General features: G+C 64.3%; 3 protein-coding genes (1 of these 3 running past the window's edge). All 3 read right to left on the reverse strand.

From position 1 onward, the window contains the following. Tightly spaced (each overlapping or abutting the next), the 3 genes in view from DACI_RS31635 to DACI_RS22720 form a layout consistent with a single transcriptional unit that may run on beyond the window. Positions 1 to 462, reverse strand: a complete 462-nt coding sequence (locus DACI_RS31635; protein ID WP_157059696.1) for an SMI1/KNR4 family protein — start codon at positions 460 to 462, stop codon at positions 1 to 3. Next, positions 459 to 11,663: a polymorphic toxin-type HINT domain-containing protein gene (locus DACI_RS22715; protein ID WP_192812297.1), complete on the reverse strand. Its 11,205-nt coding sequence runs from the start codon at positions 11,661 to 11,663 to the stop codon at positions 459 to 461. Before DACI_RS22715 ends, DACI_RS31635 begins: the two co-directional genes overlap by 4 nt. Then, positions 11,663 to 17,065 carry the final stretch of a CARDB domain-containing protein gene (locus DACI_RS22720; RefSeq protein WP_043782313.1) on the reverse strand. The gene runs 11,826 nt beyond the window's last position, so only the last 5,403 of its 17,229 coding nucleotides appear in the window; the start codon falls outside the window, past its right edge — the gene reads right to left on this strand; it ends in the stop codon at positions 11,663 to 11,665. The genes DACI_RS22715 and DACI_RS22720 overlap by 1 nt, the downstream gene beginning before the upstream one ends.

Consider the following 17,065-nt stretch of genomic DNA (forward strand, 5'->3'; position numbering starts at 1 on the left):
CTACATATTCCGCGAACGAGAATAGATATCTATCGAATCCATTAAGAAATCACTAAATGATTTCCAGACAATCATAGGCGACCCACTGCCCTCAATATACTGATAGACCGGAGGGTCATCTCCTTCAGAAGTATTGAAATAACAAAACTCATACCCTTGATGCATCGAAAATACGAAATCAACACTCGAAAGAGTAAAGTTTTCACCATTTTCTTTCAATAAATTAACGGCATCAGTTTTTAATCCAATAATACTAGGAAAAAAAATATCTGTTCCTTGAAAAAGGATGCCAGCCCCCCTCCCTATTCCAAGCAAAAATTCTCTATATTGCAGCGGTAGACTAAGTGACGCATTTTTCTCCAGCATCTCAACATTCTCCAAAGAACAACCCTCCATCTCTTCTTTTGTGCAGATTTTTTTATCAATCAAACAGGAGATAATAGCTTCTTTATTCAGCATCATCTTTTAGGCCCATGATTAACAATTACTCTAATCCCTGGAAATAATTCATGAAATTGAGAAACCACACCGGAGCAAGAAATACAAAGTGGCAGTTCCGAGAACAAATGCAATGTACCCGTTGCATCAAATGGAATATTGCCACCGAGATGCTCAAGTATTTTTACCTCAGAATCCATCATTCTAGAATTGTTACCTGTCGCAATAGTTTCAAATAAACGCTTTTCAGGAACTCCAACAGTCCCCAATCGTGAGGCGCCACCACTAATCCCCACTAATTCTCCAATCTCTCCATTAATATTGTATTCTGCGAATGCTATATTCCGCCTCCCTCCAACTTCCAAGGACCGCCGTAATTGATCAATTTTTCCCAAAGAGCTTTCAACACTTCTGATAGGGAAACTAGGCACACCACTTACATCTACTCCACCCGTCAGCTTATTTGTAGAGGCGCCTTCCAAATCCACGCCGCACGTCCCATTTACACAAGTATTGCACGGCCCCACGTTATGCACCCAAGTCCCCAGCCCCCCCACAAAGAACGTGTGCCCCGTCTCAACCGTCAGGTTGTATGTCGTCCCCTGACGCGATTCCAGGCGCAGAGCGCGCATGCGCAAGTGGGTTTGCGTGGCGAGGGATACCAGTTCATCCCCCACCTGCAGTTCTTCCACGCTGACGAAGCCGCGCCCCGAAACATAGAAGGGATGGCCGGGAGTGACCAGAAGATCTTCCGTGCGAGTCTGTGCGGTCTCCTCGCCCGGCAGTGCAACCTGCTCGACTGTCAGGCGCAGAATTGGACGGTCATCACGGATATGCGTTGCGGTCACCGGCGCCAGGAAGGCTTCGCCTGAACCGTCCTCCATGCGCGTCCAGACACGCTCGCCCACCTGGATGGTTTCGATAGATCGGTCGCCCTCCTCCGTGGAGACCAGCGTGCCCGGCGCAAAGCAGCAGGGACCTTCGCTGGGTACAGCCCTCGCTGTCCTGGTGGCCGACTGCCCTTCTCCTGTCGCTCGGAGCCTGGGCCCTTCGGCCACCAGTGTCGGCGTTGTATCGCTCACCTCTGGCCGGACTTTTGCCGCTTCTATGGTCGGCGTCTTAGCTGCCAGCACAGGCTCTGTGGTTTGGAGCTCCTTTGCCAGTGCTCTTGCTACGGTCCTCCGATCCAGGCTGCTTTTGATGGCATTTGCCAGAGGTACCGATCCGGCCCCCAACGCACCACCCACGGCCGCCGACGTTGCCGTTTGCTGCAGGTCATAGCCACTCTGGATGCCACCACCCATGTGCGCCGCCTGCGTGGCAGCATCGCCTGCCGCGCCGCTGCTGGCTCCTACAACAGCAGCCACTGCTACTCGTCCTGCGGTGCTGCTGGCTGCGCCCACCAAGGCACCTCCAGCAGCTCCAGTAGCCACGTTCAGTCCAGCCACGGCCAGGCCGCCGCCCACGCCTGCGCCCCAATACTGACCTTGGCTGATCTTGCCCTCGTTGTAGGCATCTCGCATGGGGTCGTGCACGCTGGCAAAGCCCAGCGTGGAGGCCACGTATAGGCCTTTGCCCAGGGCGTAGAGGGCGCAGGTGAAGCGGCCACATCCTTCTGCAGCGTTGTCGATCAGGGTGGAGGTCGACTGCTCCCCATTCGGATCCACATACCGATACGGGTTGTACCTGCCGTACTGGTACGCACCCCAGGTGATCGGAAGCCTCGCCTCACCCTCCACCGGGTCACGGCTGATGAACTGGCCGCTGGCCGGGTCGTAGTAGCGTGCCCTGGCGTACAGCAGGCCCGTTTCCGGGTCCGCGTAGTAGCTGCCGAAGCTGTTGCCGTTGCTCTTGAGGCCTATGCCCGCGTTGCCGCTGGCTTCGCTGTCCACGCTGCCGTAGGCGCCGTACAGCAGCAGGCTGTCGGCCTTGGCCGTGCCGCCTTCGCTGGCAACGGTGGCCACCAGGTTGCCGTTGCTGTCGGCATGCAGTTGCGTGGTGCTGCTGGTGCTGCCCAGGCCGTTGGCGTATTGCGTGCGGTTGAACAGCCAGGGGGCGGTGTTGCCGGCCAGCATGGCTGCGTCGGTGTCGCTATGCAGAGTCTGCCTGTTGTCGGCGCCGCTGATCTCGAAGCTGCGGCGGGCGTGCAGGCCATCCCACTGGATGCGTTCGTAGGCCAGCGGGCTGTAGGTAGCCGCGCTGCCTTGCGTGGCTTTGTTCAGGCCCGCGTTGCTGAGGAATTTTTCTGCACGCAGGTTGCCTGCGTTGTAGCGGTACTGGGCCAGGGTCTGTGCGCCGCTGCCTTGGTCCTGCTCCACGCGGACGAGCTGGTCCTGGGCGTTCCAGTGGTAGCTGGTGGTGGAGGTGACGGCACCCTTGGTCTGCGCCTGCGTGAGGCGGTTGCCGTTGGCGTCGTAGGTGTAGCTGGCGCTGGCCACGCCGCTGATCTGCACGAGCTGGTCACGGCCGTTGTAGTGGTAGTCCAGCGTGCCTTCAGGTGCCGAGGCACCAGTTTCCAGGCCGTTGGGGCTGCCGACAGGCGGACCCGTGGCGCCGACGGTGGCGACCACGGTCTGCTGGATGCGCCGGCCTCCCGCATCCAGCTGCCAGGTGGTGCGGCGCTCGGGCGTGGTGTGGCTGGTCAGGCGGTCCTGGGCGTCGTAGGTCCAGCTTTCCACGCGGGTGCGGTTGTGGCTGGCGCTGTTGCTGCCACCGGGCAGGTGGGCGCTGAGGGCCGCGCTGCGGTTGGCGGCAGACAGGGATTCCGTTCTGCTGCTGCCGATGCGGTTGCCGTTGACGTCATAGGTGTAGGCAACGTCCAGCAGGGTGTTGCCTGCGCCTGCCGTGGCCTGGGTGCTGCTGGTTTCGCCAGCCACGCGACCGGCCTTGTCGTAGCGGGTGCTGGTGCTGCTGCCATCGGGGTGCAGCAGCTGGGTGACACGGCTGGATTTGTCGTAGCTGATGCGGGTGGTGCCGCCTGCCCCGCTCTGGCTGCTGCGGCGGTTGAGGGCGTCGTACTCGATGGTGGTGACGCTGCCGCCCGGGGCGGATGCCGTGGCGGCCGTGGTGCCGATGCGGTTGCCCTGGGGGTCGTAGCTGTGCGTGAGACTGTTGCCCCAGGCGTCGGTGGCCTTGACGGGCCGGTTGAAGGCGTCGTAGGTGGTGGTTTCGGTACGCGTGCCCTGGCTGTCGGTCTGGGCGGTGCTGGTCAGGTTGCCGTTGGCGTCATAGCCGAAGGTGGTCTGCAGCACGCTGCCCGGGCCGTTGCCCTGGCTGGCCGTGGTGACGGTCTGAGTGCGCCGCCCGCGGATGTCCAGGGTGTGGACGAAACGGTTGCCATTGGCGTCCGTGTGTTCGGTCAGGCCGTCTGCGTTGTCGTAGCCATTGGTCTGTACGGCTTCGCCGGCCTGGGTAGCGGGCAGTGTGGTGCGGATGCGGCGGTTGCGCGCGTCGTAGGCATGGCGTGTGCTTTGGCCGTTGAGATCGCGTTGTTCAAGCAGGTTGCCGCTGGTGTCGTAGGTGATGGTGGCCTGCGCCTGGCCGCTGTCCAGGGACTGGGTGATGGTGGCCAGGCGGTTGGCCGAGTCGTAGGCGTAGCTGACGGTGGCACCGTTGGGGGCCTTGGCCTCGGTGAGGTTGCCTGCCAGGTCGAACGTGCTTTGGGTGGTGTTGCCCAGGCCGTCTGCCACGCTGATGGCGCGGCGGCGCTTGTCGTAGCCGGTGGCCGTGGTGCGGCCTTCGGGGTCGGTGGCCAGGGTGACGTCGCCCATGCTGTCGCGCTGCAACAGGTCGATGGCGCCCAGGCTGCGGTTGGTTTTGACGAGCAGGCCGCGCTTGTCGTATTCGTAGCCGACCTTGTTGCCACGCGCATCGGTTTCAAACTGGATGCGACCGGCTTCGTCGTATTCGGTCTTTTGCAGCTGGATGCCGGCGCGGGTGGTGGCGATGACGCGGTGGAACGCGTCGTATTGGTAGTTGGTGGCGTGGCCGTTGGCGTCGGTTTCGCTGGTCTTGTTGCCGTGCAGGTCATATTCGACCGTGCCGACCTGGCCCAGCCCGTCGCTGGTGGCCGTGCGCAGGTTGAAGTCGTTGTACTGGTGGGTCAGCACCCTGCCCCGCCCATCGGTCTGGGTCAGGGGGTTGCCAACCGCGTCATAGGTGGTGGCGCTGGCGATGCCCAGACTGTCGCGGACTTCGATGGGGCGGTTGCGGCTGTCGTATTTCGTAGTGATGACGTTGCCGCCGGGCGTGGTCACGCTGACGATGTTGCCGGCTGCGTCATAAACGGTGGAGGTGACGGCATTGCCCGCTGCCGTGGGCTTGCTGCGGCTGAGCTGCCGGCCGATGGCGTCCCAGGTGAAGCTGGTGGCGTTGCCGCGCGCATCGCTCTGGCTGGTGATGTGGCCGTCGGCGTCATAGGCCGTGGTGCCGAGCAGGCCGATGGAGTCCTCGCTGCGGATGAGCCGGTTGAGCGCGTCGTACTCGAAGTTGACGATGTTGCCGTTGGGCCAGGTTTCCGTCACGCGGTTGCCGACCTTGTCGTGGCCGTACCGGGTCTGGTGGCCTTCGCCGTCCTGCTGCGCCACGATCCAGTTGCGCGCGTTGTACTGCCATTTCTGTGTCTGGCGCAGCGGGTTGGTGACCTGCAGCTTGTTGCCGACCTTGTCGTAGTCGGTGTGGGTGACACGGCCCAGGGCATCGGTCTCCGCCACCACACGGTTGAGGGCGTCGTAGGCGAAGGCACTGGTGTTGCCGTTGGCATCCGTGCGGCTGATGAGGTTGCCGCTTGCGTCATAGACCATGCTGCGCTTGCTGCGGCCCGCGATGGTCTGGCTGAGCAGCCGGTTCAGCGCGTCATGGACATAGGTGGTGACGCGGCCCAGCGCATCAGTCTCGCTGGTCTTGTTGCCGTTGCCGTCATGGACGGCAGTGCTGGTGGTGCCGTCGGCAAATTTGGTTGCCGTGCGCTGGTTGAGATGGTTGTAGGTATGGGTGGTCTGCCGGCCGAGCGCGTCGGTTTCCGTGGTGATGTTGCCCACGCCGTCATAGGCGTAGCCGGTGGTCTTGGGCGGGGTTGCAGGCTCGGTGCGCAGGACCAGGCGGTTGGCGTCGTCGTAGGCGTAGGTGGTCTTGTCTCCACGCAGATTGGTTTCGCTGGTCTTGTTGCCCAGCAGATCGTAGGTGGTGACGATGGCGCCCGAGGGCAGGCTCTTGCGCAGCACGCGGCCCATGGCGTCGTACTGGTAGCTGGTGGTGCGGCCTTCTTCGTCGGTTTCGCTGAGCTTGTTGCCCGCCGCATCCCAGGTCTGGATGCGCTGGCCTGCATCGGCCGTGCCTGCGGCCAGCGTGATATGGGTCAGCTGGTCCAGGGTGTTGTATTGCATTTCGCTGGTGCGACCTTCGGCATCGACCACGGCGATCTGCCGGCCCCGGTTGTCGTGGCGCACGGCGGTGGTGCCGCCCAGGGCATCAATGACGGCGTTGCGCATGCCGCGTGCGTCGTAGCGCATGTGGGTGACATTGCCGCGCACATCGGTGGTGCTTTGTCGGTCTCCGTTGGCGGCTACGCTGTGGCTGATGCGGCTGCCATCGGGCATTTGCTCGCCGGTCAGGTTGCCGCGCGCATCGAAGCTGGCTGTGGAGGTCAGTCCACGGCGGTCTGTGAAGCTCAGGCGCTTGTTCTTGATGAAGGGCGGCGCGGTCTGAGCCAGCCAGGTCTGCGATGTGGAGACGGCCTGGGTGCCGCCGCCACCGCTCACCTGCTCGCTGGTCTGGTTGCCGTTGGCGTCATAGGTGTAGCTGGTGACGACGCCGTTGGCATCGGTCTTGCTCAGCATGAGCACGTCGTTCACAGCCCAGGTCATGGACGTGGTGCCCGCTGGGCCGGCAATGGTGAGCGGGTTGCCGTATTTGTTGAAGGCGTAGCGCGTCAGCTTGCCACGGGCGTCGGTGACATCGGTGGCCGGCTCCTCCGGCTTGGCGTTGTAGGCGAAGGCGGTGTGGGCACCATCGGCGGCGGTGACGCCGATGACGGTGGATTCGAACGAAGGAATCTGGCCATTGCCGAATTGGCGCAGGACGGGACCGGAGTGGTATTTGAACTGCGTGGCCTGGCCCAGCGCGTTGGTGTGGCTGAGCAGCAGGTTGGACATGCCCAGCGGGCCGGTGTGGTCGCTGTAGCTATAGCTCTCGGTGGCCTCCGGCGCGTCGGTGCGGGTGATCTTGACAAGGTTGCCTGCGGCGTCGTACTCGAACGCCAGCCCCATGTCCTCGGGGCCCTGCACTTTTTGCAGGACGTTGACCGCAGCGCCCGAGCCCACGAAGGCCCGGGTCTGGTAGAAGAATTGCAGGGACTGCCCATAGGCGTTCTGTACCTGCAACAAGGGCGCATCCACGCCGATGTCATAGGTGAGGGTCAGCGCGTTGCCGTTGGTGTCGGTGATGGACTGCAGGGCCCACTGGCGCTTGCCGCCGATGAAGCCGAAGTGATAGCGCGTGCCATCCTTGGAATAGAAGTCGTAGCTGCGGTCGCCGTTGTTGGCGATCAGAGTGCCGTGGTAGCCCTTGGCCGGTGTGAGCGAGCCGTTGCCCTGGGGCAGGAAGCGGATGAAGCCGCCGTCTCCGGCATTGACCAGGATGTCGCCGCAGGCCGTGGTGGACAGGGAGGCATCGAAGTTGTGCCCCCAGTTCACGCCCAGTACGCCGACACTGCCCGATCCTCCGGACGAGTAGGACGGGCGCAGCGCCAGCTGCGGCCCGCGTGCGGCCACGCCCATTCCCATGCCAGACAAATTGATGCGGCCGGATTTGACATTGACGCCCTGGATGAGGATGTTGCCCACCGGCAGTGCGTCGTTGAGCATCAGTTTGGAGATGACCAAACCCTGGTTGGGCTCGACCGATCCATCCTTTTCACTGACGGCCGTGAGGGTGAAGGCATAGCCGTTCCTGGCAGGCAGCAGGGCATCGGGCGCCAGCGTGATGCTGTTGGCGCCCGTGGCAAATGCCTGGCCATCGACCAGGCGCACGGGGCTGCCCGTGGGCACCGGATTGTCGTCATCGCTGAGGCGGGTGGCCTCCAGCGTGATCCTGGCGTTCTGGCTCAGGATGAAGTTGAGCGCACTGCCCTGAGCGCAGAAGCGGTCATTGGCAATATCCACGTCGCGCATCAAGCGCAGCACGCGGTCGTAGCTGGTGACGATGCGCTGCCTGAAGGGCAGCTCCATCTTCTCGGAGATGATGTCGTCGTCAATGTAGGCGTCGGCCTGGTAGGTTTTGGCGATGTCGAAGCGGTTGCCGCGCTCGATCTGTGCATTGCCTTGTTTCTGCCGGCTCTCGGAAGGGCGAACAGCCACAAGCTGCCCGTCCTCGAACACGCGCACCTGAACCGCTGGGGCAACATAGTCGTCAGGCTCCACCTGGAAGCCGACCTGTATGGGGTAGACGTTCAGGCCCGCATCCGACAGATAAAGGCGCCCGGGGTCCACACCTTGATCGGTATTGGCAGACGTAATCACGCTGATGGCGGTCCGTACGCCGAATACGGCCCCGCCTGCCGAGGCCATGGTCAATGGCTCGCTCCTCGACACGGGGTTACAGCCCGTCCCCATCACATCAAGGGTGTAAGTTCCCCCCAGATTCCAGAGCAAATCGTTGCTGGCGGGACTGGCACCCGTGATGACATGGCTTTGCCACTCGGCAGCGCCCACCTGTGAAAAATTCACCGCCCGACCACCGGCGGACACTTGCAGTGAGGCCGTGGCGCCCACGGTGGGCTCGAAAGTGCGTGTTCCGGTGAAGACACAACGGCCGCTGGAGTCCGTACCCGTGCTGGCGCGCTCCTGAAAAAGCGTCAGTCCGAAGGGCCTTGCAAAGCGCTTGCCCGCACCCGTCGCGGCACTGGGCCGGCCATCCTTGTCCCAGTAGGCCTTTGCCAGACTGAGCAATCTGGGCCATGCCGAACAGCTCGTTTCCACCTGGACCTCGACCGTGGTGGACAGGCCGCCTGCGGATATCTGTACCGGTGACCGGGTGGCATTGGTCGGTCCTGGAGTGATTTCCAGGAACGCCACTCCGTCGGTGTTGGTGTCATGGGGACCATCCGCCGTGGCGGGTACAGGTCTGACAGCAGGGTCGCAATTTGCGGAGGGTGCGAGGCCCGTGCCCGTGACGCGGACGTTGGCCACAGGATTGGCGAATTTGTCCAGGACCTCGACGGAAAAGCTGCTTTGCAAACTGGCCAGTCCAGGCACTGGACTGCCTTGCCCAAGCCGCTTGGTGGTGAGGGTGGCCGCAACGCCCGGAAGCGCCAGCACCCGCAAAGGCTGCGGGGGCTTGAGAGTTCCCGCCGCAGAGGCTACGGAGACATCGAAGATGTTCAGGCCAGCCTGCGTGACATGCTTGTCTCCAGGCTTGACCAGGACATAGACCGACGACGCGAGGGTGGACTGGCCAAGCGTGACCGTGGTGCTGGCAATGCCCAATGCGTTCGTCGTGCCGGTCGCCGGGCTGACACTTCCGCCGCCGCGAACAGCCATGAAGCTGACGCTGGCCCCCTTCACTGGCCGCCCGTCGCGGTCACGTACGCGCACGCTCATCGACTGCCCCGCCAGCGACTGACCGACCGTGCCTTCAAGGTCTGTTCCGGCATTGAGCATCTCGACGCTGGCACCCGAAGACGGGTCGTTGTTGGCCGCATCGGTATGGGCGCCTGCCAGGGCATCGGTCAGGAACTGGAGCGTCCAGGGGCTCTGCACCGTGGCCCCGCCGGCAATGCCGCCCGAGAGGAAGTAGCCACTGGCGCCCGTGGCTGGATCACTGACGACCCAGCCCATGCCGCGCCATGCGGCATGGGCGATGCTCTGCGCGGGAATCTCGACGCTGTAGCCCGACTGCAGCCAGGAGCGCAGTTCGGCCCGGGTGGCCTGTGCCACCGGCAGCGCGGCCAGCTCAGGCGCATTGGGCGAGGTGAGCGTGAGCACGGTGGCGTTCTGGGCCCGTGCCAGGGTAATGAGCTTGTCCGCGGACACGGACTCGGCGCCGAACTGCGACTGGAAAACGCTGTGCTCCAGCGAAGAACCAGCCAGCCCGATGGCCGCCTGCAACCTGCGCGCACCTGCCGCATCGGCGGCGATGACCTCGGTGGGGTGTGCTGCAGCGTCCATGGTGACGCCCTTCCACTCCAGCGTGTACGGCACACCATTGATGCTGTAGGCGTTCAAGGCATTGCTGACAATGGTCACCGACGGCGCCGGGTGCACGACGGCGGCGCCGCTCAGCGCAGCGGCGCCTGCCTCGAAGGCGCTCCACTGCGATTCGTAGCGCTGGACGATGCCATCCAGCAGGCGGGCGGCGTCATATTCGCCATCGCGCGCCGAAGGTGTGGGGCTGCGGGCCACGCCGGACTGCCCCACGCCGATGGCGTGATAGGCACCGACAAGGAAGTTCTGCTCCACGGTCTGCGTGTTCGCCGGTGTCTGGATATCCAGGCGGAACTTGACCTGACTGCCGCCCGCCAGGGGTGTCAGGCCCACCTTGTGCTGGTAGCCGTCCAGGCGCAGTTCCGGGCGCAGTTGATAGAGGTAGACCGGCGCCAGGTCCAGACCGCCTGCCAACAAAATGGCGCGATGGTCGGCAAGCTCTGCCGGGATGTAGTTGATGGTGGCACGCTGGTTGAACAGGTCGTGTACGGGCAGGCTGATATCCAGGCCGGCCTCACCGGCTCCCGCAGCGTCGTTGAACAGGCGCAGGCGGGCCGTGGATCGAACTGCGCTTGGCAACGCAGAGGATTCCGCCGTGGCGGCCACCACCGTGAACGCCAGGGTGTTGGGCAGCAAGCCCAGTGTTTGAGCCCTGATGGGCGCAGGCGCCACGGCGGCCTCGTAGCTGAAGGATTTGAGTTGCAGTGCCGCATCGACGCGCTCGCGCATGAAGGTGCCGAAGTCCACCGCCTGCACCTTGGAGCGGTACTGGCTGGCAAGCTCCTGGAGATCCAGGCCCAGACCTGCCAGGCCCGCGCTGGCGGATTTGGGCTGCAGGGTCTTGTGGAACACATCCAGCGGCAACCAGGTCTTGCCGGAGGCATCGAGCACGATGCCGCGATAGTTGGTGTAGGGGACCTGCACGGCCACCCAGGTGTGTTCGATGCGAACCATTGCAACGCGCCCACCCTGCACAACGGGCGAGTAGGCAATGCCGGCCTTAGCCAGCATTTCGGGCACCTGGCCGGGATCGCTAAGGCCAGCAGCGCTGGCAATGCCGTCCACGCCGATCTCCGCCACGCCCTGCACGTAGCGGGCTGGTGCGCCCGCAGCACGCAGCAGAGCGATGAGCAGCGAGGCCTGGTCCACTGCATTGCCCGCGCCCGTACGCAAGGTGCCCAGGGCGCCCTTGATGCTGCCGGCATACCACTCGCTGCGGATGCCGTTGCGCACGTACTCGTAGATGCGCACATAGTCGTAGCCGAGTTCCTTGGCCTTGGCGAGTATTTCCTCGCTCAGCGGTGCTTCCGGTGCATCGGCTACGTCCTCCGGCGTGGCGGAAACCTCCTGCCCCGCCTCGTAGCTGGGCAGGATGGCCGGGGCGTTCACCGGCGCACGCACAGCCAGGCCCAGCGGCCGTACGGGCAGCATCGCGGCGCGAAGTACCGGAGCATTGACTTGGGCGTGGCTGGTCGCCTGAAGCGCCTCGCGCAGCGCCCCCATGGCCTGTGCCTTTTGCTGCCTGTCGCCATCCAGCCCTGGCATGGCGGCGGCCAGTTTCTGCAGCAGTTGGTCGATCTGCGTCTGCACGGAAGCACGGCGCGCTTCAAAGGCTGCGGGCAGCGACGGATCGGCAAGCCGGCCCTTGAGATCCAAGCTGTCTTCCTGAGCCAGCATGGCACTCGCACGAACGCGCTCATGGGCCTGCCGGATGCGGGCCACATCCCCGGTGGCCACGGCTTCGGCCATGGCCTCAAAGGCCTGGGCCAGTTGCTTGCCCGTGGTGTTGCGCGCGGCAATGCCGCCGCCTGACCGGTTGTCCACGCTGCGCAGCAGGGCCGAGGCATCGCGGCCTGCCGAGATGGCGTTGATCACGTCCTCCTGCGTCACGGGCGCAGGGGTCGATGGCTCCGCAGCCCGGGCCGGCGCGCTCTCCGGGAACAAAGTGGCCAGAGCCATGACGACACACAGGTGGCGCAGCCAGGCCGAGGTCTTGACACGGGTGCAGAAGGAAGCTGAAGACATCATTTTTTTCGTGTTTTTCCGAGAGCGCGATGGGCAACGAATGCCATGGCCAGGCACATCAGTACCAGCATGGCCCGGTCCGAGGGCCAAGCAGGCACTGCAACAGGCTCCTGCACTGCGGTGCCGAGGACCGTGAAAACGACGGTCCGCTGTGCCTGGTTGCCTGCACGGTCGCGGGCGGTGATCTGCAGCACATGGGAGCCCGGACGGCCCACGCGCTGGCCCTGGCTGAACGGCTGCCCGTCCAGGGTGCTGGCAACGCTTTCCAGGTGCGCGTCCACGACCTTGAACGAGATGGTCTGGCCGGCGGGATAGCGGCCGCCATCGGCCACGCTGAGTTGCTCGATGGCAGGCGGCGTGTTGTCCACCGTCACCGTGCGGACCACGTCGGGATGGCTGACGCCCTGGCTGTCGACAGCACGCACGCGCAACAGGACAGGGCCATCGGCCAGTTGGGCAAGAACCGTCTCATGGGCACCACCGCCACGCGATGCCATTGCGGTGTAGGAAGCATCAGCAGCAATGGCCATCTCCAGGCGGCTGATATTCGCGGCAGGCACAACCCTGGCCAGCACAGGCACGCCGGATCGGACCACGGCATTGGCCGCTGGCGCCGTGATGGTGACAGCAGGCGTGCCCCCACTGCCTGCAGTCACCTGGAATCTGACCGTCACGACGGTTTCATTCCCCGCGATATCGCGCGCTGCAGCGGTCAGGACATAGGTGCCGGGCGTGCCGACGGGGCTGCCGGATACGTAGGGCTGCCCATTGAGCATGATGGAGCTGCTGGCCAGATGGGTATCGCTGATCGCGATAGCGGCGCTGGCGGAGCCGGTATACCGGCCGTCTTCAGCCACGCCCTTGACAACCACCTGGGGCGCCGTGTTGTCCACGGTGAAGCGTCGGACCTGCACGTCCGAGACGTTGCCGGCGTTGTCGGTGGCACGCACCGATGCGGCGTGTGCGCCATCGGGCAGGTCGCCCACGTCCAGTGTGTGCTTGCCGGTGGTGGGCGACAGGGCCAGGCTGCTCCACTGCGGCTGTCCATCGAGCCTGTGCTCTACCGAAGCCACGCCGGAGCCGCTGTCCGTGGCCGCAACGCTCAGTATCGCCGCACGGCGCACATGCGCACCCTCGGCCGGCTGATCGATGAAGACGGCAGGCGGCGTGGTGTCAGCCACGGGCAGGCGGATGGAGAACTGCAGCGAGGCCGTGGCGCCGTTGCCCGCCTTGTCCACGGCCTCGACACTCAGGGTGTAGTCGCCATTGGCGGCCACAGGCGTGCCGCTGGCATAGGCAGAACCGTTGAGGGTGATGGAGCTGCCCAGCAGTGCCAGATCGGTGATGCCGATCACAGGCGTCACCGCCGCAGCGTACTGCCCTGCGGCGACTCCGGAGATGGTGATCACGGGAGGCGTGTTGTCCACGGTGAAGCTGCGTGCATCGGTGGCGGCCTCGTTGCCCTGCGTATCCCGGGCGCGAACGACGACGCTGTGAACACCATCGGCCAGCGCGTCCAGCGAGGCCGCATACAGGTTGGCATCGCTCTGGCTGGTGTCGACGGCCAGGGGCACGAAGGCTCCGCCGTCGATGCTGAACTGCGCCTCTGCCACAGCGGATTCGGCGTCCACGATGGCGGCGGTCAGGCCGGTGGTGGCGCGGCGCAGGTAGGCACCGGCCAGCGGTGTCCTGATGTCGATCACAGGTGCCGTGGTGTCAACGGTAGTGGACTGAATGCTGAAGCGCACCGTCCGGCTGGCGGTGTTGCCCGCCAGGTCGATGGCATCCACCTGGAGCACGTGGGAGCCCGTGTCGCTGATGCGCGTGCCCGATGCAAAGGTCGAACCATCGAGTCGGATCTGCGCCACGGACAGATTCGGATCTGTCACCACGATGGTGGGCGTCACGGGGTTCGCGTACACGTTTTCGGCGACACCTGAGATGGCGATCACCGGAGGCTGGCTGTCCAGCACAAAGCTGCGCTGCACGGGCTGCGATACGTTGCCGGAATGGTCGGTGGCACGCGCTGCGAGCTGATGCGTGCCGTCGGCCAGGGACGGCAATACCCCCACATAGCTGGAGCTGACCGGGTCCGACAGGGTGGTTGCCTGCCAGTTGCCGCCATTGACCTGGAGCTCGACCGTGCGCACACCAGACAGGAGGTCCGTTGCCGCGACCTGCACCGATTGCGCCGCGCGCAGATGGGCGCCCTGCACAGGCTGCCTGATCAGGACCGTCGGTGGATCGAGTTCGAACACCGCCACTTCACGCTGCCTGAGCAAATGCGGCTGCGGTGCGCTGGCAAGGGACATCCGCCCCGCTCCAGGCGCAGGTGCCAACGAGGTGCGCAACTGGATCCACAGCGCGCCGATAGGCATGCCCTGCGCGGAAAAGCTGAAAGCCGAGCGCGTTTCGGCACCACGCGCCAAAGAGGCAACGCCGTGCGACGAGCGCGCAAGCACCGTGTTCGAGCGGGGCTCCAGCACAACCACCTCGTACTGCAGGTCGCCCAGATCGGTCTGCCCGCTGTTGGTCAGGATGGCCGTGCCGGCAATGCTGCCCGTGTACGGCAGCCTGTCACGGTCCAGCACGATGTTGCCAGTCAGCGAGGCCACCGGATGGGTGACCGCCACGATGTCGAATGTGGTGTTGCTGCGCGCGACTTCCCTCCCCTCGAACACGACCCACAGATCGGCCGTGTAGGCGCCTTGGGCAAGGCCGGCCGTATCCAGCGTACTGGCCATCTGGGTGACCGCGACAAGACCGACTTCGTCCGAGGTCTCCAACACGGCCTTGCCAGCAGGGTCGAGCACGCGGACGAAGGACTGCGCCTTGCCAAGGGTCGGGGAGGAACCCGCAGGATCGACCTGCGCCACGATGCGCGCCACGGTGCCGGGCGTATAGGTGACGCTGTCACTGCGGACTTTGGCCTCGATCCGAACATGGGGCTTGACCAAGAAAGGCGCTGTTGCCTGGGCCAGCACGACCGGGCCATCCATCCAGGATGCGCGCACCTTGTACGGGCCGTCGAAGATGGCTGGAACGCTCCAGTTGAAGTCCACGCTCCGGCCTTGTCCGTAAGGCAGCAGGGACTGGGCTTGCGCCGGCAGCGTGGCAACGGCATGCCCCTGGGCGTCTTCGATGCCCAGCTGAAGTTGTCCCGAGATGTCCGCACCGCCGTTGAAGAGTGTGACGCTGCCGTTCAGCACAGCCCCCACGGAATAGGCAGGACTGAAGACACCCACCGCTACGGTACGTGCGGCAGTCGCACCCACGACGCGCACTGGCAGCACCAGCACGTTGTTGTCCTCGGAGACTTCCTGCACCTCGTCATCAGCGTCAACCGCGATGCTCAGCGACCAATTGCCTGCCGTATCGAAAATGGCATCGGCTCGCAATATCTGGCTGCCGCCCGCCGCCATGGCCGTGGTGCGAGTGTTCAGCAGTTCGACACGCGTTCCGCCAGGCGAGGTGGCCAGCATGCGCACACGGGCGCCTGGGGCGTCGGCGATGCCCACGTTGTTCACCACCACAGTGACACGGCTTGCCTCGCCAGCCCGGGGGATCTGGGGCAGTATCGTGACATCGGCGCCCTGCACGGAAAAATCGGGCAAGGCGGACGCCTGGGCGTCATATGTCACGCTGATGGCAGCGGACTGCGCTCCGGCATTTCCCTCAAGGTCCGTAGCCTGCGCGACCAGCAGATTTCTGCCGGCTCGCAGTGCGATGGGCGGGAACAGGGCCGTTCCAGGCAATGCCAGGGATGTGACGCCATCCGAGTCCGTGACGAACAGCAGCCCCGAGCGGGCCCACGCCATGCTTTCGGGATGGATGCCCATGTCGATGGACCGCGGTGCCGCACCGGCGGCGTCCACGATATGAAGCTGAGTGCCACGCACAAAGGCAAGCACATCGGTGGGAGACAAGGAGAAGTGGTCCACACCCTCTTCATGGGCCGTCACCACGACAGGCGCCGCCTGGCCCACCTGCTGGAGATGCACCTGGTAGGCCTGCGCATCGCCTTGCCTGGCAAGGAAATAGACAGACTGCCCATCCGACGACCATTGCAGCGGCTCGTAGTCGTCTGCTCCCGGCTGGGACTGCGCAAGGACATGCCCGTCCGGCAGTGACAGCAGGACGAGTTGCCCGCCATCGACGGCCGCCACATGCTGCCCGTCGGGAGCAATCGCGAAGTTGCTGAACCATCGGGATGCACGCGCCACGGTACGGCTGGCTCCAGCGCCCATCGGCACCTCCACCAGTTCTCGACCACCGTTCGTCATACCAAGCCAGCGCTTGCCATCAGGATGCCAGTCCAGCATGCGGACAGAGCCATCCAGCCCTGGGTCCGAAACACTGCCATCAGCCACTTGCACAAGATGGACCGTGCCGCCAGCGCCCTGTACAAGCAACTGGGAGGCATCAGGTGACCACACGGGGATGCCTCCCATGCCAACGCCCGGCAACTTGTACAGGGTGGCTGGTGTTGCACTGCCATCAAGCAATGGCTGTACATGGAAGATGCTCAGTCCGTCGAAGGATGTCTTTGCCACAAGGTCCGCACTGGAAGCCAGCGCCATGGACTGCGGGCGATCGAACACCCGTGTCTTGCGCAGGCCTGCGAGGGCACTGGCCGATGCCAGGACGACACCATCGCGGCTCAGTTGCACCCTTGCCCCAGGCTCGCTGAAGACACGCACGGCCGTGCTCGACTGCGACACCACAAGAGGATGGGCGCTGTCGGTGGGATGAAAGATCAGGGGAGCAGAAGGCCCCATGCGATCAAGCGCCACGCCATCCACTTCGTTGGAAGAATCCCCCTCGTTGCCAGCCGCATCCCGCGATCGGACCACGTAGTAGTACCGCACTCCGTTGACCACCTCATGGTCGGAATAGGCCAGGGTCCGGGCATCCGTCCTGGCGATCGCGCTGTAGGGTCCTCCCGCTACAGCGGCGCGGTACAGCACATAGGATGCCGTGCCGCCCGCAGGCGCTGGCGCCTGCCAGGACAGCCGCAGTTCAGCACCGGCAGCAGGCGCCACCAGCGCAAGTTGCAGGGGTGCGCCTGGACGCACGGAAGCAATCTGCGCCACGGCCTCATTGGACAGATCGCCCACATTGCCGACGACATCCACCGGACGCACGGCATAGGCATAGGAGCCATTGGCCAGAGGGCCATCCACATGCAACCTTGGCTTGGTGGCGGCCACAGTGGCAATCACCACGCCGTCGCGCAGCACCTCATAGGAGGCCAGGTCATCCGCGGCGCTTTCGGTCCAGCCCACCGTGGCCATGGCCCCGTCCACTTCGACACGGGCTTGCACGGGAGGCGGTGGCGTGACGTCGCCGATACCTGCAGGGCTGGCGTTGGCCGCCATCCCCAGCAGGCCCAGCTGGCTCAA

This window comes from Delftia acidovorans SPH-1 (genome assembly GCF_000018665.1).
Taxonomy (GTDB): Bacteria; Pseudomonadota; Gammaproteobacteria; order Burkholderiales; family Burkholderiaceae_C; genus Comamonas; species Comamonas acidovorans.

Bases quoted from the DNA above. Each gene is read 5' to 3' on its own strand.
- DACI_RS31635 (WP_157059696.1), bottom strand. From the start codon at position 462: ATGATGCTGAATAAAGAAGCTATTATCTCCTGTTTGATTGATAAAAAA.
- DACI_RS22715 (WP_192812297.1), bottom strand. From the start codon at position 11,663: ATGTCTTCAGCTTCCTTCTGCACCCGTGTCAAGACCTCGGCCTGGCTG.